This window comes from Candidatus Zixiibacteriota bacterium, assembly GCA_035574315.1.
Classification (GTDB): domain Bacteria; phylum Desulfobacterota; class Binatia; order UBA9968; family UBA9968; genus DATLYW01.
The window spans coordinates 77735-91799 of the sequence record DATLYW010000007.1 but is presented as its reverse complement, the minus strand read 5'-3'; the positions used below and the strand labels follow the sequence as shown (position 1 = coordinate 91799).

Genomic DNA, 14065 nt, shown 5'->3' with positions numbered 1-14065 from the left:
GTTTCATGATTTCTCCGCTGCCGCTGCAAGATCCGTGGAAACGCGCCGCGAGCCGGAACGTCCGACGCCTACGGCGCCGGGGCAAGCTTGATGAGCTCGAGCGCAGCCCGGCCGAGCAGGCCGTACGGGTTGCCGAAGGTCTCCGGCATTTCAAAGTGATTGTACCCCTCGCCGACGATATAGCGGACCGGTTTGCCGGCCGCTTTGAGAGCGGCGACGAAATCGCGACCTTGCCGCTGGAACTCGGGCGACTCGAGGGTGCCGTGACTCACGACGACCGGCGCGTTGAGCCTGTCGAGATGCCGTTGGCTGCTCAACGCCTGTTCGATCTCGTCGGTGAACTTCACATAGGTACTGCGTTTCGAGAGGCGGACGGGCTTGAGGTCGTACATGCCGCTCATCAGCATTCCGCCCTTGACGGTATCGGGCGGCAGACCGAAATCCTTTTTCCAGTCCGTGACCATGACCACGCCGGCAAGGTGGCCGCCGGAAGAGTGCCCGGAAACGTAGACGAGGTTCGGATCGCCGCCGAAGCTCGCAGCGTTCCTGTAGACCCACGCGACGGCACGGCGCACTTGCTCGGCCATCGTCATGAGGTTTCCGCCCGCTTTTATTACGTCGATGAAATCGACCGCGACGTAATGCGCGCCGGCCCTGACGAACATCTCCGCGGGATACGCCGAATCTTTCGCCGAGCCGCCGCGCCAGGCTCCGCCGTGGAGGAAGATCATCGTCGGCGCGTTGGGCCGTTTCGTCCGGTAGAGGTCGAGCTTTTCGACTTCGGTGGGACCGTAGGCCAATCGTTCCGGGTTGAGCCGCGCGCGCACCGACTCGCTCCACACGGCCCTTCTCCTGCTGATGTGCCGTTGATTCGGCGCCCAGACGCTCTGATCGTAGGCGTCATCCAGCGCCTTCTGGTCCATATCGAGCCACACCGGCGGACCTTTGACCCGGGGGGTCTCCTGTCCGGGTTGTTGTTGCGCCGCAGCGGGATCAAACGTCATCGTCACGATAAACCACGTCGCCGGAAGCAAAAGTCCGCTTGTTCGTCGGGTGATCGACAATCGGGTGGCGCGCATGGGAGGCTCCTTTCATCTGCGTTCGTGAGCAATGCCGCGGCCGTGCGCCGTCGATACTCATACGCCCGTAAAATAGGTTAAACGGAAAAACCCAGTCAAGGGCAAAAGCGACGGGCGGACCCTGCAAAAGAGTACCCGCGAGCCATCGGTTTTTTCGAGCTCCTTTCGACTGCGACGGCTTTCTTGAACAATCCGGGTCGGCGGGTTAGCCTGATCCAAAAACGCGGGATTGTGAACGGATGAGCAGCGAGCCCAACAAGGTCATCTACTCGATGGTCGGCGTCGGCAAGTACTACGACAAGAAGCCGGTGCTCAAGGACATCTACCTTTCGTATTTCTACGGCGCCAAGATCGGGGTCATCGGTCTCAACGGCTCGGGCAAATCGTCGCTGCTCAGGATTCTCGCGGGGGTGGACAAGGAGTTCGAGGGCGAGGCGGTCCTGTCTCCGGGCTACACCGTGGGCTACCTCGAGCAAGAACCTTTGCTGGACGAGACGCGGACGGTGCGCGAGGTGGTCGAGGAGGGGGTCCGGGAAGCCGCCGACCTGCTGAAGGAGTTCGAGTCGATCAGCGCGAAGCTGGCCGAGCCGCTTTCCGACGAGGAGATGAACCGGCTCCTCGAACGGCAGGGCGAGGTCCAGGAGAAGCTCGACCGGCTGGACGCGTGGGATCTCGAGGCGCGGCTCGAGATGGCGATGGACGCGCTGCGGTGCCCGCCGCCGGAGACGCCGGTCAGGGTGCTGTCCGGGGGCGAGCGCCGCCGGGTCGCGCTGTGCCGGCTGCTCCTCCAGAAGCCCGACATCCTGCTGCTCGACGAACCGACGAACCATCTCGACGCCGAGTCGGTCGCCTGGCTGGAGCACCACCTGCAGAACTACCCTGGAACCGTCATCGCGGTCACCCACGACCGCTATTTTCTGGACAATGTCGCGGGCTGGATTCTCGAGCTCGACCGCGGCGCGGGCATTCCGTGGAAGGGGAACTACAGCTCCTGGCTCGAGCAGAAGCAGGAACGGCTGCGGCGCGAGGAGAAGTCGGAGAGCGAGCGTCAGAGGACGCTGCAGCGCGAGCTCGAATGGATCCGCATGTCGCCCAAGGCGCGTCACGCCAAGGGCAAGGCGCGCATCCAGGCCTACGAGGCGCTGCTCAGCCAGGAATCGCAGCGGCGGCGCGAGGACCTCGAAATCTACATTCCGCCGGGCCCGCGCCTGGGAAACGTCGTGATCGAGGCCAGCGGGGTCTCCAAAGCCTACGGCGACCGGCTGTTGATCGAAGACATGAATTTTTCGCTGCCTCCGGGCGGCATCGTCGGCGTGATCGGGCCGAACGGCGCCGGCAAGACGACGCTGTTTCGCATGATCACGGGGCAGGAGCGCCCCGACCGCGGTACCATCCGCGTCGGAGAGACCGTGGTGCTCGGCTACGTCGATCAGAGCCGCGCGCTCGATCCCGACAAGACCATCTGGGAGGAGATCACCGGTGGGGTCGACGTGCTGAGGCTCGGCCCGCGCGAGGTGAACTCGCGCGCCTACGTGGCGCGCTTCAACTTTTCCGGGACGGATCAGCAAAAGAAAGTCGGGCAGCTTTCCGGCGGGGAGCGCAACCGGGTCCATCTGGCGAAGATGCTGAAGGAAGGGGCGAACGTGCTGCTGCTCGACGAGCCGACCAACGATCTGGACGTGAACACGCTGCGCGCGCTGGAAGAGGCGCTGGAGAGCTTTGCCGGATGCGCGGTGGTGATCTCGCACGACCGGTGGTTTCTCGACCGTATCGCCACGCATATCCTCGCTTTCGAAGGGGACAGCAAGGTGGTCTGGTTCGACGGCAACTATTCGGAGTACGAGGCCGACCGGAGGAACCGGCTGGGGGCCGCGGCCGAGCGGCCGCATCGGATCAAGTATCGCCAGTTGACCCGGGCATGAGGCTCTCCGGCGCCGCCTTGATCCCGGGCGGTCCCGTGGGAGACAATAGCGGTCGCGGCTTCGGCGGGAGGTGCCTATGGCGCGCAGCGTCGTCGAGATTTCCGGCCACATCATCGATTCCCTGATCCTTCCCAAGGTGCTCGACCTGATCGTCAATCTCGGGGCGGAGTTCGAGATCCTCGACATCAAGATCGGCCACCGGCGCTCCGACCGCAGCTACGCGCGGATCCAGGTCGACGCGCCGACGCCCGAAGAGCTGGATCGCGTGCTGGCGCGGCTGAAGGAGCACGGCGCGCTGCCCGCGAGCGAGGAAATCGAGCCGGCGCGGCTGGAGCCCGCTCCGGCGGACGGGGTTTTCCCGGACCGTTTCTATTCGACGACCAACCTGCCGACCTGGGTGCGCGTCGGCGACCGCTGGATCCAGGTCGAGCCGAGCGAGATGGACTGCGGCATCCGGGTGGACCTCGAGGCGATGCGCGCCGAGTGCGTGCCGATTCACCGCGTGCGCAAGGGCGACTCGATCGTCGTCGGCCATCGCGGGGTCAAGATCCAGCCGGTCGAGCGGCAGGTTCCGCGGGAAGCCTTCGAGTTCATGTCGAGCGCGGTTTCGACCGAGCAGCCCAAGGGGCTCCTGATCCAGGAAATCGCGGAGGCGATGAAAAGCGTCCGGCGGGAGAACGGGCGCATCCTCGTCGTCGCCGGCCCGGGGCTCGTGCACACGGGCGCCGGGCGCTATCTGGTGCGCCTGATCGAGGGAGGGTACGTTCAGGTGCTGTTCGCGGGAAACGGCCTCGCGGTCCACGACATCGAGAGCGCCCTTTACGGTACATCGCTCGGGGTCTACCTCGACAAGAAGATCCGCACCGCGGAGGGCCACGAGCACCACCTCTGGGCGATCAACGAGATCCGAAAGGCCGGGAGCATCCGCCAGGCGGTCGAGAAAGGAGTGTTGCGCAGCGGAATCTTCTACAGCTGCATCCGCTACGGCGTCGATTTCGTCCTCGCCGGCTCGATCCGCGATGACGGGCCGCTGCCGGATGTGGTCACGGACACGCTGCGGGCGCAGGATATCATGCGCGAGAAGATCCGGGGCGTGCGTTTCGCGTTGATGATGGCGACCACGCTGCATGCGATCGCCACGGGCAACCTGCTTCCGGCGACGGTCAAGACCGTCTGCGTCGACATCAATCCGGCCGTGGTCACGAAGCTCGCCGACCGCGGCACGTTTCAGGCGATGGGCCTGGTGACCGACGTGGAGCCGTTCCTGCGCGAGCTGTGCCAGTGCCTGGCGCTCGAGGCGCGGCAAGCCGAGCCGCGCGCGCAGGACGGAGCAGCGACATGAAGCTGCTCATGTGCCCGCCGACCTACTACGGCATCGAGTACGAGATCAATCCCTGGATGAGCCGCAGCCGGCCGAGCGATCGCCGGCTGGCCGAGGAGCAGTGGCGGCGACTGCGCGGGGTGCTCGAGGAGCGGCTGGGCGTCGAGGTCGAGCTGATCGACCCGGCGCCGGGGCTTCCGGACATGGTGTTCACCGCGAACGCCGGGCTGGTCTGGGAACGCCGGTTCATCTCCAGCAACTTCCGCCCCGAGGCGAGGCGCGGCGAGCAAGCCCACTTCGAGCGGTGGTTTCACGATCGCGGATACGAGATCGTGCGGCTGCCGCCGGAGCTTTACTTCGAGGGAGAGGGCGACCTGTTGCGCTGCGGCGAGCTGTGGTTCGCGGGGTACCACATCCGCTCGGACATCGCGGCGCACCAGAAAGTGGCGGAGATCGTCGAGCGCGAGATCCTCTCCCTCGAGCTGACCGACGACTGGTACTACCACCTCGACACCTGCTTCTGTCCGCTCGGCGACGGAAGGGCTCTGTTCTACCCGCCGGCGTTCGACGCCTATGCCCGGCGGGTTCTGGAGGAGAACGTTCCGGAGCTGATCGCCGTCAGGGCGGAGGAGGCGGCGAGGTTCGCCTGCAACGCCATCGTGGCCGGGAATGCGGTGGTCATGAACGACGGCTGCCCCGCGGTGCGCGAGCGGCTTGAGGATCTGGGCTTTGCGGTTTTCGAGACGCCGCTCGGCGAGTTCCTCAAGGCCGGAGGGAGCGCGAAGTGCCTGGCGCTCACGATCGCCTGACGGCCGTTCAAGCCGCTCGAGCCGTTCGACCGTCCGACGCCGGGAGGCGCGCGGTCAGTCCGTTACGGTCTTCTCGCGGGACGCGGCGGCTCAACTCGGGGTCTTGCCCCAGAGCGCGGTGAAAAACCCCTCTTTGATCAGCTCCTGCACCAGGCTGTTGTCGAAGAAATCCTCGGGCCTGGCCTGCTTCGCCTTGGGATTCTTGAGAGCGATCTGCTCGAGCGTCACCTGGAACGCCTTGGCCTTGACCAGCGGCACCTTCTCGACGAAGTCGTGGGCGTACTGCAGGCTTCCCTCCAGCATCCCGGGATCGGTCACCTTCGTGTAGCGGGCGAAAATCGCCTTGGTCTCCTCTTTCCGCGTGTGCATGAAGTGGACCGCCCGCCCGTAGGCGCGGATCAACGCCTTGGCCTGAGGGCGCCGTTCCCGCAGGAACTTGCGCGTGGTCGTCAGCCCCACGTGCATGAAGGGAATGTCTTCCTTCGCCAGATTCGCGAGCATCTTCACGCCGGCCTGTTGGGCGACGTATGCCATCGGGTACGACATCGGCGCGGCGTAAATGGCGCGCTTGGAAAGCGCGCCGGCGATTTCCGGCATGCCGCCGATCTGCAGCACGGGCACGTCGCGTCCGGCGGTCAAACCGTACTTGGACAACAGCATTCGCAGACCGAAATCCGTGGAGGCGCCGAAGCGGGTGACGCCGACGGCCTTCCCTCTGAGGTCTTCCACTTTTTGGATCTCGGGAACGGCCATGATGTAGAAGGCGACGACGTTGATGATGGCGCCCATCGATACGAGATCGCCGCCTTGCAGCCCGGTGTCGGCCACGACCTGGCTGTTGGCCGCTGAAACCGCCACTTCCCCGGCGAGCATCGCCTGCGCGACCGTCTGGGAGCTCGGAATGTAGATCAGGTCGACGTCGAGCCCTTCCTGCCTCAAGAAGCCCCCCTCCTTCATCACCCAGTAGGGGCCGTTGAGCGCGCTCACGGCCGTCCAGGCGACCACGGTTTTTTGCGCCAGCGCCACCGGAGGTGCGAGCAGCAAAGCGGCGAGAAGCAGGGACAGCGATCCGAGCCTGTTCATGTTACGCCTCCCGAAGGTGGTTTTTGCCGGATCCGGATGCCGTGTACCCGTCGTTTATTCGAAAGTCATCCGGCTTTCAAGCCTCCGCCGCGTTGACAAGCTCCTGCGGGAATCCTAAGAAAACCGGGGCGATCGACAGATTCGAGAGAAAGGAGCGAAGATGAAGCTGGAAGGGCAGGTTGCCATAGTCGTCGGCGGCGCGAGAGGGATCGGCGAGGCGATTGCGCGGACCTTCGCACGCGAGGGGGCAAGCCTGGCGCTGGTCGACCTGGAAAAGATGAAAGCGCAGCTCGAAGCCGTGGCCGCCGACATCGCGGGCTCGGACGGCCAGGCCGCCGCGATCATCGCCGACTGCACCGACGCCCGTCAGGTCGACGCGATGGTGGAGGAGACGGCGCGGCGGTTCGGCCGGATCGACATCCTCGTCAACAGCGCGGGGCTGCGCGGCCCGCTGGTCCCGGTCCAGGAGATCAGCGAAGCCGAGTGGGACGCGGTCCTCGCCGTCAACCTCAAAGCGGTCTTTCTCTGCTGCCGGGCGGTGTTGAAGAAGATGATCGCGCAGCGGAGCGGCAGCATCGTCAGCGTCTCGGGAACCGCCGGCAAAGAGGGGATGGCGCTTCGCGGCTCGCTCTGCGCGGCCAAGTGGGGGCTTCTCGGTCTCACGCAGACGATCGCCAAGGAAGCCGGGCCGTACGGGGTGCGAGCGAACGTGATCTGCCCCGGCGGAATGGACGAGCCCGAGCTTCGGGAGATGTACGCGGAGCGGGCGCGGGGTCTGGGAATGCAGTTTTCCGAGCTGGAAAAGAGCGTGCTCGAGCAGACGCCGCTGAGGAAGTACGCAAAGCACGACGAGGTGGCGAAGGCGGCCTTGTTTCTCGCATCGAGCGACTCCTCTCACACCACCGGCGAGTCGCTCAACGTCTCGGGCGGGCGGATCATGAGCTGAAGGGCCGTCGTTGGCGGCCGTTCAAGCCGTTCAACCGCTGCGCTCCGCTCAAGCCCGCCCGCGCGCAGCGCGGCGCAAGCGTAAGACGCCGGACCCTTCATGCGCGACGCCGCGTCGCGGCCGTCTAGAAGCGTCCTTCCTTCTCGAGTTTTCTCACGAAGCGGTCGTCGACCAGATCCTCGGCTTTCAGCCGGCGGATCTTCTCGTTGCTCGCGCCGAGCAGACGGATCACGTTGCGGATGCCGTCGACGCGGGGGTAGATGCGCCGCTCGTAGAGCAGCGGCAGGCTTTCGTAGCCCTCGATCGCCTGCTCGGGCCTTGCCAGCCGGAGCCCTTTCGCGATGCTCTTGAGCACCGCCGGCCGGTTCTCGGGCTGGGCGATGAACGCCATCGCGTCGACGACCCCCCGCAGGACGCCCTCCACGACCTCCGGCGAGGACTGGATGAAGCTCTTGCGGGTCATGATGCCGGTGCTCTGAAACGGAATCGGCAACCGGGCGAGGTCTGCGAGCGTGGTAAAGCCGCGGTTCTTCAGAGGCGCCGCGAAGGTGTAGCCCAGATGCGTCGCCGCGATCGCGCCGTTGAGCAGCGCCTGGCTGCGCACCGACTCGTCGCCGAGGACCCGGAAGCTGATATCGTCGCGCTTGGCCTCGAGCCCCCAGTACTCCAGCGCCAGCGTGGTGAAGATCCAGCTCCCGCCGCTGGTGCTGGTCACCCCGATGACCTTGCCCCGGAGGTCCGCCGGGCTCTTGATCTTCGGCGACGCCATGATGTTGCCGATCAGCTTGTTGATCAGGCCGGCGACGAAAACGAGATCGGTTCCCTCGGCGGCCGAGCCGAGCACGGCTCCTGTGACCGAGCCTTCGTGGAGCTGCGACTCTCCCGCCGCCAGCGCGGCCATGCCGACGGGGCCGCTGCGGACGTGCACGAAGGTCAGATCGAGGCCGTAGCGGCGGAAAAACCCCTGGTCCTGAGCGACGAACATGGCCGCCTCGCGCTCGCTGAAGGAGCCGGTCGTCACCATGACCTTGGTCGGGGATTGGGCGGCGGGCGCGGGTGCCGCAGCGGTTGCCAGGAAGCAGAGGGCCCAAAGGAACGCCAGACGTCGTTGCATTCCGATCCTCCTCGGACGGCTCGATGGGCGCAAACGGCCCGACGTTAGTCGAAACTCCCCGGCGCCGTCAAGCCGATTCTCGCGGGGCTGCCGCGCCCCCGGGCGCATTCCGTCACGCGCGGTGTGCGCGGGGCACCGGCCGGCGGGCCAGGGAGATCAGCAGCGCGGAGAGGAGGTAGCTTGCGAGGAAAATCCAGATGATCAGCCGGTAATCGCCCGTAAGATCGAACGCCATCCCGGCAAAGAGGGCGCCGAGGCCGAGACCTCCCTTGTGAAACGGCTCGAGCACGCTGCTGATCGCGCCGTAGGAGCGCCGGCCGAAGTAGCGCGCGAGCAGAATCGGAGTCAGCACCGCGGCGCCCCGAGCCGCCAGCCCGAAGGAGACCCCGAAAAGGTAGGCGGCCGCGCCGCCTTTCACCTGCGCCAGCAGAGCCACGGTGCCGGCCGACAGGAGCATCGTTGCGACGTTCAGCCGCGGCGGCTCGAACTTTTCCGCAACGACGCCCCAGACGGCGTTGCCGAAGGCGCCGGAAAGAGCCATGACGCTGAGCGCGCCGGCGGCCGTGGCGGGAGCGACGCCGGCGTCCGTGAAATAGGCGACGGCGTGGAAGGCAATGCCGCCGGTGGCGAGCGAGGCGAGAAAGGTGCCGGCCACCACCAGCCACAGGGCGGCGGTCCGCATCGCCTCGGCGCGGCTCCAGCTGTGCTCCGCCGCGGCCGCGGGCTGTCCGCTGCCTCGCGGCGCTGCGTCTTCCGTCGCTCCCGGCGGAGCTCCGTCTGGGCCCAGGCCGAGGTCTTCCGGCTGGCGGCGCAGGAGGATGGCCCCCGGGAGGGCGACCAGAAACCACAGCGAAAAGCCGAGAGCGGCGAAAGCGCCGCGCCAGCCGTAATGGGCGACGAAGAACTGATAGACGAGCGACAGCACCGAAGAGCCCAGGGGGACCGACATCGCCACCAGACCCATCGCGCGCGGGCGCCTGCGATAAAACCAGTTGGCGACGGCCGTGTAAGGAACGATCCCGCACAGCAAGAACTCGGTGAGCGCCCGGGCGGGGATGAAGGCCGCGTAGAACTGCCAGGGCTCCGTGCTCAGGCTTACGCCGAAGGCGAGGAGCCCGACGACCAGGCCGCCCGCGGGAAGGAGCAGGCGCGGGCCGAGTCGATCGGCCACCGGTCCGAAGAACGGCGAAAGCCCGCCGCCGAGGAGCGCGCCCAAGGTCACCGCAGCGGCCGTGAGCGAGCGGCTCCAGCCGAGGTCCTCGCTGATCGGCTTGAGCACCACGGCCATGGTGATGTTGCTCACGCCGGCCGAGAAAAAGCCGGCGATCATCGCGATCGCGACGATGACCCAGCCGTAAAAGAAGGGGAGCTTCATGGTTTCGTTTTGCCGCAGGCCGGTGCCCGCGTGGATGCCCGGGTCGGTCCGCGTCCTGCCTCGAGGCGCCGCGCCGTCAGAGCTTCTCCCATGAGATCAGGAACACTCCGAGGATCACCAAGCCGATCGCGCCGATCTTGCGCGCGGTGAGCGTTTCGACGTCCCGCAGGAAGAGAGCGGAAAGCGGAAGGATGAAGAGCGACGAGGCGTTGACCAGAGGCGAGATGATCGAGACCCGCTCGAGGCTGAGCGCGGTGTAGGTCAGGACGTAGGAGAGAAAGTTCATGAAACCGGAAAGGGCGAAGCACGCGACGCCCGCGGCGGCGGATCGCGGCAGGGGCTTCTTCTCGCCGAAGATCGCGTACGCGGCGGCCATCGTTCCCAGCGAGGTGGTCGCCGAGATCGCCGCGCCGACGACCGGATCCGGGATCCTGACCACGGCGAAGCGCACGAGGTTGTCCCGCGCGGCGAACAGCAGAGCGGCGGTCAGCGGAAAGGCGAGATCGAGCGTGCGCCAGGTTTTGCTCACCCCTTTCCAGGAAAGGGCGACGATGCCGCCCACGATCGAGACGGCGCCGAGAACGTTGGTCGTCGTCGGCCGCTCACCGAGGAACGCTACGGCGAGGGCGAGGGCGAAGAGCGGTCCGCTGTTGGTCAGGCAGGAGGAGATCGCAGCGCCGAGGCGCTCCACGCCCTTGAAGATCACGAACCGTGCGACCCCGGGAACGAAAACCCCGACCGCGACGAAGACGCCGTTGACCGGCAGCCACAGCTGGACGCTGGCCCCGAAGATCAGGATGTAGATCCAGAGAAAGGCAGCGTTGACGGCGAGGTTGGCGAGCAGGCCCCTGAAGTAGTCGAGGGTCAGCAGGCCGCGGTTGATGAGGATCATCGAAGCGGCGAACCAGAAGGAGCCCGAGAGCGCCAGAGCGATGGGGAACATCTTCGGCGCCCGCCTCACCACGCAGGCGGTGCGGCAACCGCGGGGCGGGTCGCCGCGCTCACGCCAGGACCCGCTTCAGCCAGCGGCATGTCTTCGCGAAGGCCGCCTCGGACGCGGTCCGGTCGACCTCCGATTTCTTCCCGGTGCTGTTGAGAAAGCCGTGGCTCGCCCCCTCGTACATGTGGATCTCGTACTTCTTGCCGTATTGCTTGAGCGCGGCGCAGAACATGTCGATCTCGGCCTGAGTGGTGTTGGCGTCGTTGGTGCCGTAGTGGCACTGCAGCGGAGCCCGGATCGTTTTCAGCTCGGTGGGATCGGGAAAGAGGCTCTGGTAGTAGATCACCCCGGCGGCGAACCGGTCGGAGCGAGCCAGCCCGAAGAGCGCGAGCCCTCCGCCCATGCAGAAGCCCGAAAGCGCGATCTTGCGCTCGCCCACGAACGGAAGGCTGCGAAGATAGGCGGCGGCGTCGACGGCCTTTTCCACCGCCCGCTCGATATCGAGCGAGGTCTTGAGATAAGCCGAGGTCACCGGATCGCGCGATACCCTGCCGTGAAACAGATCGGGCGAAAGGCAGACGAAGCCCGCAGCCGCGAATTTCCGCGTCACCGCACGCTGCGCCTCGTCCACGCCTCGATAGCCGTGCAGCAGCACCAGAGCCGGCGTCGGCTTGCGGGTCAGGGGCCGTGCCAGGAAGCCATCGACCACCTCGCCCCGGCTGGCGTATGCCGCGTGCATCGACACGATCTTTTGCGTCATGGAATTTCACCTCGACGGTCGTTCAAACCGGTTCAATCGCTTCGCTCCGGTCAAGCCGTGCCGCCCGAAGGCCGCTTCAACGTTGAAGCCGGAAACCGGAAACCGCTGGCGGTAAATACCCGGATTGTGTGTGAAACCGCGCGGGAAATCAAACAGCGCACGCCGCTCAACGCCACTCGTGCCTGGGGTACCTGCGCCGGAGCTGCTGCTTGAGCTTCGGGTAGGTGTCGCGCCAGAAGGCGGAGAGATTTTCGGTGACCTGGACCGGGCGGTTGCTGGGCGCGAGCACCTCGACGCGGACGGGGACGCGGCGGGCGGCGATCCGCAGAGTCCCGTCCACTCCATAGAGATCCTGGATCCGGGCCGCGATGGTCGGCGGGCCGCCCTCCGAGTAGGAGACCTTGACGGCGCGGCCGCGGGGCAGCCGGATCCGCTCGGGCGCGTGCTCCTCGACCCACGCCTGCTGCTCGGCCGAGAGCCACGACTTCACCACCGGCAGCACCGGCCGCTCGCGGACCTCCTTCTCGCTCACGGCGCCGTGACAGACGAGCTGGAGCATCGCCGCGCGGTCGTCCTCTCCGATCGGCGGCAACGACAGCTCCGGCATCCACTCGCGCAGGCGGTTCACGCGCAGGATCCATTGCTCCACCGCGTCGTTCCAGTTCTCCAGGGCGCAGCGTCCCGCGGCGATCTCGCGCGCCAGGACCTCGGCCGCCTCGTCGAGCGGCGGATCGCCCGCGATGCTTTCTTCCAGGACGAGGTCGCGGAAGCGTCGCTGGTCCCGCACGACGACCCGGCGCAACGCCGGATCGAAGACGACCGCGCGCGCCCGGTTGAGCTCGTCGGGGAAAAGCTCCCGCAGCCACGACTCTTCGACGGCGGTGGCGAGGCTCAGGACGACGCTGAGCGCGCGCTCGCGGCCCCCGCCGCTTTCGACCTCCCGCACCTCGCAGGCGACCAGCAGGGGCGCCTTGACCGCGCTCTCGCGCGCCAGGACGCCCTTTCGGCCGTGGACCAGCTCGCAGCGCGCCGAGGCGGCGTCGAGGCGCCTGGCGAGATGGTCGGAAAAGCCGACGAGCACGCAACGGCGCACGGCCGCGTCGTCGATCGGCCGCTCGCTCACGTCGAGCCCTTCCGCGGCGGCGATCTCGAGGAACTGATCGAAGAGCGCCCGCACCCGGCGCGCGGCCTGAACGTTGATGCCGTAGCGGCGGCAGCGCTCGGGGTCGTAGCCGCAGCGCTCGGCGTACTGCCACGCGCGCGCCAGCACGAAGAAATCGGATTCCGCGTTCACGCCGAAGCGCTCGACGGCGGGCGCGGAGTCGCTTCCGGCCTTCCGGCGCGCCAGCAGATCGCGTCCCTGCGTAATGGCGGCAATCAGCGCGACCGGCCGCACGCAGCCGTGGTCCCGGGCGGCGAGCAGCATGCGCGCGTAACGGGGATGGGCGGGGAACGCCAGCATGCGCCGCCCCAGCTCGGTGACCGCTCCGGTCTTTCCGTCGATTGCGCCCAGGTCGGCGAGGAGCGTTTCGGCGCGTTCGAGCGCACGCGGCTCCGGCGGCTCGAGCCAGCGAAACGCGCGGATATCGCGCACCCCGGTCGCCTTCAGGGTAAGGATCGCTTCCGACAGGTCCAACCTCTTGATCTCGGGAAGCTCTTGGGCGGGCCGGCCGGCGTGCTCGTGTACCGTCCACAGGCGCAGGCAGCGGCCGGGGGCGGTGCGGCCGGCGCGCCCCGCCCGCTGGTCGGCGGCCGCCCGGCTGATTTTTTCCACGAGCAGGGTGTTGATACCGCGATAGGGGTCGTAACGCGGGATCCGCGCCAGTCCGGTGTCGATCACCAGCCGGACGCCGTCGATGGTGAGCGAGGTTTCCGCGACGTTGGTGGCGACAACGACCTTGCGCCTTTCGTACCGGGCCACGGCGGCATCTTGCTCCGCGCGCGGCAGCTCTCCGTGGAGCGGGAGAACGACGAACTCGGGACCGAGCGCCGCGCGCGCGGCATCGACCGTGCGCGCGATCTCGTACGTTCCGGGCATGAAAACCAGGGCGTCGCCGGCGGGATGCTCGCGGAGGAGCCGCCGAAGCTCGCGAGCGGCGAGCTCCCAGACCGGGGTCTTTTCGACCGCACGCGGCAGGTATTCGATGTCGACGGGATACGTCCTGCCCTGCGAGGAGATGCGCTCGCACGGCCGCAGATAGCTTTCGAGCGGCGCCGCGTCGAGCGTGGCGGACATCACGAGAAGAATCAGGTCGGGGCGCGTCGATTCCTGGAGCTCGAGAGCGCGCGCCAGGGTGATGTCGCCGTAGAGATGCCGCTCGTGAAACTCGTCGAATACCAGCGCGCGGATTCCGCGGAGATCGGGATCGGCGATCATCCGGCGCAGCAGCACCCCTTCGGTGACGTAGCAGATGCGGGTGGCGGCGGACGCCGCGCTTTCGAAGCGCATCTGGTAGCCCACCTCCGCGCCGAGCTGCACTCCACGAGCCTCCGCCACCCACCGGGCGAGCATCCGGGCAGGGAGGCGGCGCGGCTGCAGAACCATGACCTGGCCGTCGCCGAGAAGCCCGCCGTCGAGGAGCATCTGAGGCACCTGGGTGGACTTGCCCGAGCCGGTCGGCGCGGTGAGCACCACGCGTTTGAAACGGCGCGCCGCCTGGAGCAGAGGCTCCTCGATCTCGTGAATGGGGTACGTAGTACGGTTCAAAGGTTCAGT

The 14065-nt window shown here is 67.1% G+C and carries 11 protein-coding genes; 4 read left to right on the top strand and 7 right to left on the bottom strand.

Features of this window, described 5'->3' with window-relative positions; genetic code table 11:
- Positions 1-68: 68 nt before the first annotated feature.
- On the bottom strand, positions 69-1004 hold the full coding sequence (locus VNN77_01265) for an alpha/beta hydrolase (protein ID HXG50020.1): 936 nt from the start codon (positions 1002-1004) through the stop codon (positions 69-71).
- A gap of 314 nt (positions 1005-1318) precedes the next feature.
- Between VNN77_01265 and ettA the strand changes: the two genes are divergently transcribed.
- The 3 genes from ettA (at position 1319) to VNN77_01250 (ending at position 5131) form a co-directional block, all read left to right on the top strand.
- Positions 1319-3001, top strand: a complete 1683-nt coding sequence (gene ettA, locus VNN77_01260) for an energy-dependent translational throttle protein EttA (protein ID HXG50019.1) — start codon at positions 1319-1321, stop codon at positions 2999-3001.
- 76 nt (positions 3002-3077) lie between these two features.
- Positions 3078-4343, top strand: coding sequence for a TIGR00300 family protein (locus VNN77_01255; GenBank protein ID HXG50018.1), 1266 nt, complete (start codon positions 3078-3080; stop codon positions 4341-4343).
- Entirely contained in the window at positions 4340-5131 is a 792-nt protein-coding gene (locus VNN77_01250) for an arginine deiminase-related protein (protein HXG50017.1), read from the top strand. Before VNN77_01255 ends, VNN77_01250 begins: the two co-directional genes overlap by 4 nt.
- 90 nt (positions 5132-5221) lie before the next feature.
- Here VNN77_01250 and VNN77_01245 read toward each other — a convergent pair whose 3' ends face one another.
- Positions 5222-6214 (bottom strand): ABC transporter substrate-binding protein, encoded by a 993-nt coding sequence (locus tag VNN77_01245; protein HXG50016.1) that lies wholly within the window; start codon positions 6212-6214, stop codon positions 5222-5224.
- 160 nt (positions 6215-6374) lie between these two features.
- Here VNN77_01245 and VNN77_01240 point away from each other — a divergent pair, with 160 nt between their 5' ends.
- On the top strand, positions 6375-7160 hold the full coding sequence (locus tag VNN77_01240; GenBank protein HXG50015.1) for an SDR family NAD(P)-dependent oxidoreductase: 786 nt from the start codon (positions 6375-6377) through the stop codon (positions 7158-7160).
- Positions 7161-7284: 124 nt separating this feature from the next.
- Here VNN77_01240 and VNN77_01235 read toward each other — a convergent pair whose 3' ends face one another.
- From VNN77_01235 to hrpB, 5 genes are all read right to left on the bottom strand, one after another.
- Positions 7285-8274, bottom strand: coding sequence for an ABC transporter substrate-binding protein (locus VNN77_01235; protein ID HXG50014.1), 990 nt, complete (start codon positions 8272-8274; stop codon positions 7285-7287).
- A gap of 112 nt (positions 8275-8386) precedes the next feature.
- Positions 8387-9649 carry an MFS transporter gene (locus VNN77_01230; protein HXG50013.1) on the bottom strand — a complete coding sequence of 421 codons (1263 nt, stop codon included), beginning with the start codon at positions 9647-9649 and terminating at the stop codon, positions 8387-8389.
- A 76-nt stretch (positions 9650-9725) separates the two neighbouring features.
- Entirely contained in the window at positions 9726-10592 is an 867-nt protein-coding gene (locus tag VNN77_01225) for a DMT family transporter (protein ID HXG50012.1), read from the bottom strand.
- A 58-nt stretch (positions 10593-10650) separates the two neighbouring features.
- Positions 10651-11349 carry a dienelactone hydrolase family protein gene (locus VNN77_01220; GenBank protein HXG50011.1) on the bottom strand — a complete coding sequence of 233 codons (699 nt, stop codon included), beginning with the start codon at positions 11347-11349 and terminating at the stop codon, positions 10651-10653.
- A gap of 166 nt (positions 11350-11515) precedes the next feature.
- Positions 11516-14056: an ATP-dependent helicase HrpB gene (gene hrpB, locus VNN77_01215; GenBank protein ID HXG50010.1), complete on the bottom strand. Its 2541-nt coding sequence runs from the start codon at positions 14054-14056 to the stop codon at positions 11516-11518.
- Positions 14057-14065 lie beyond the last annotated feature (9 nt).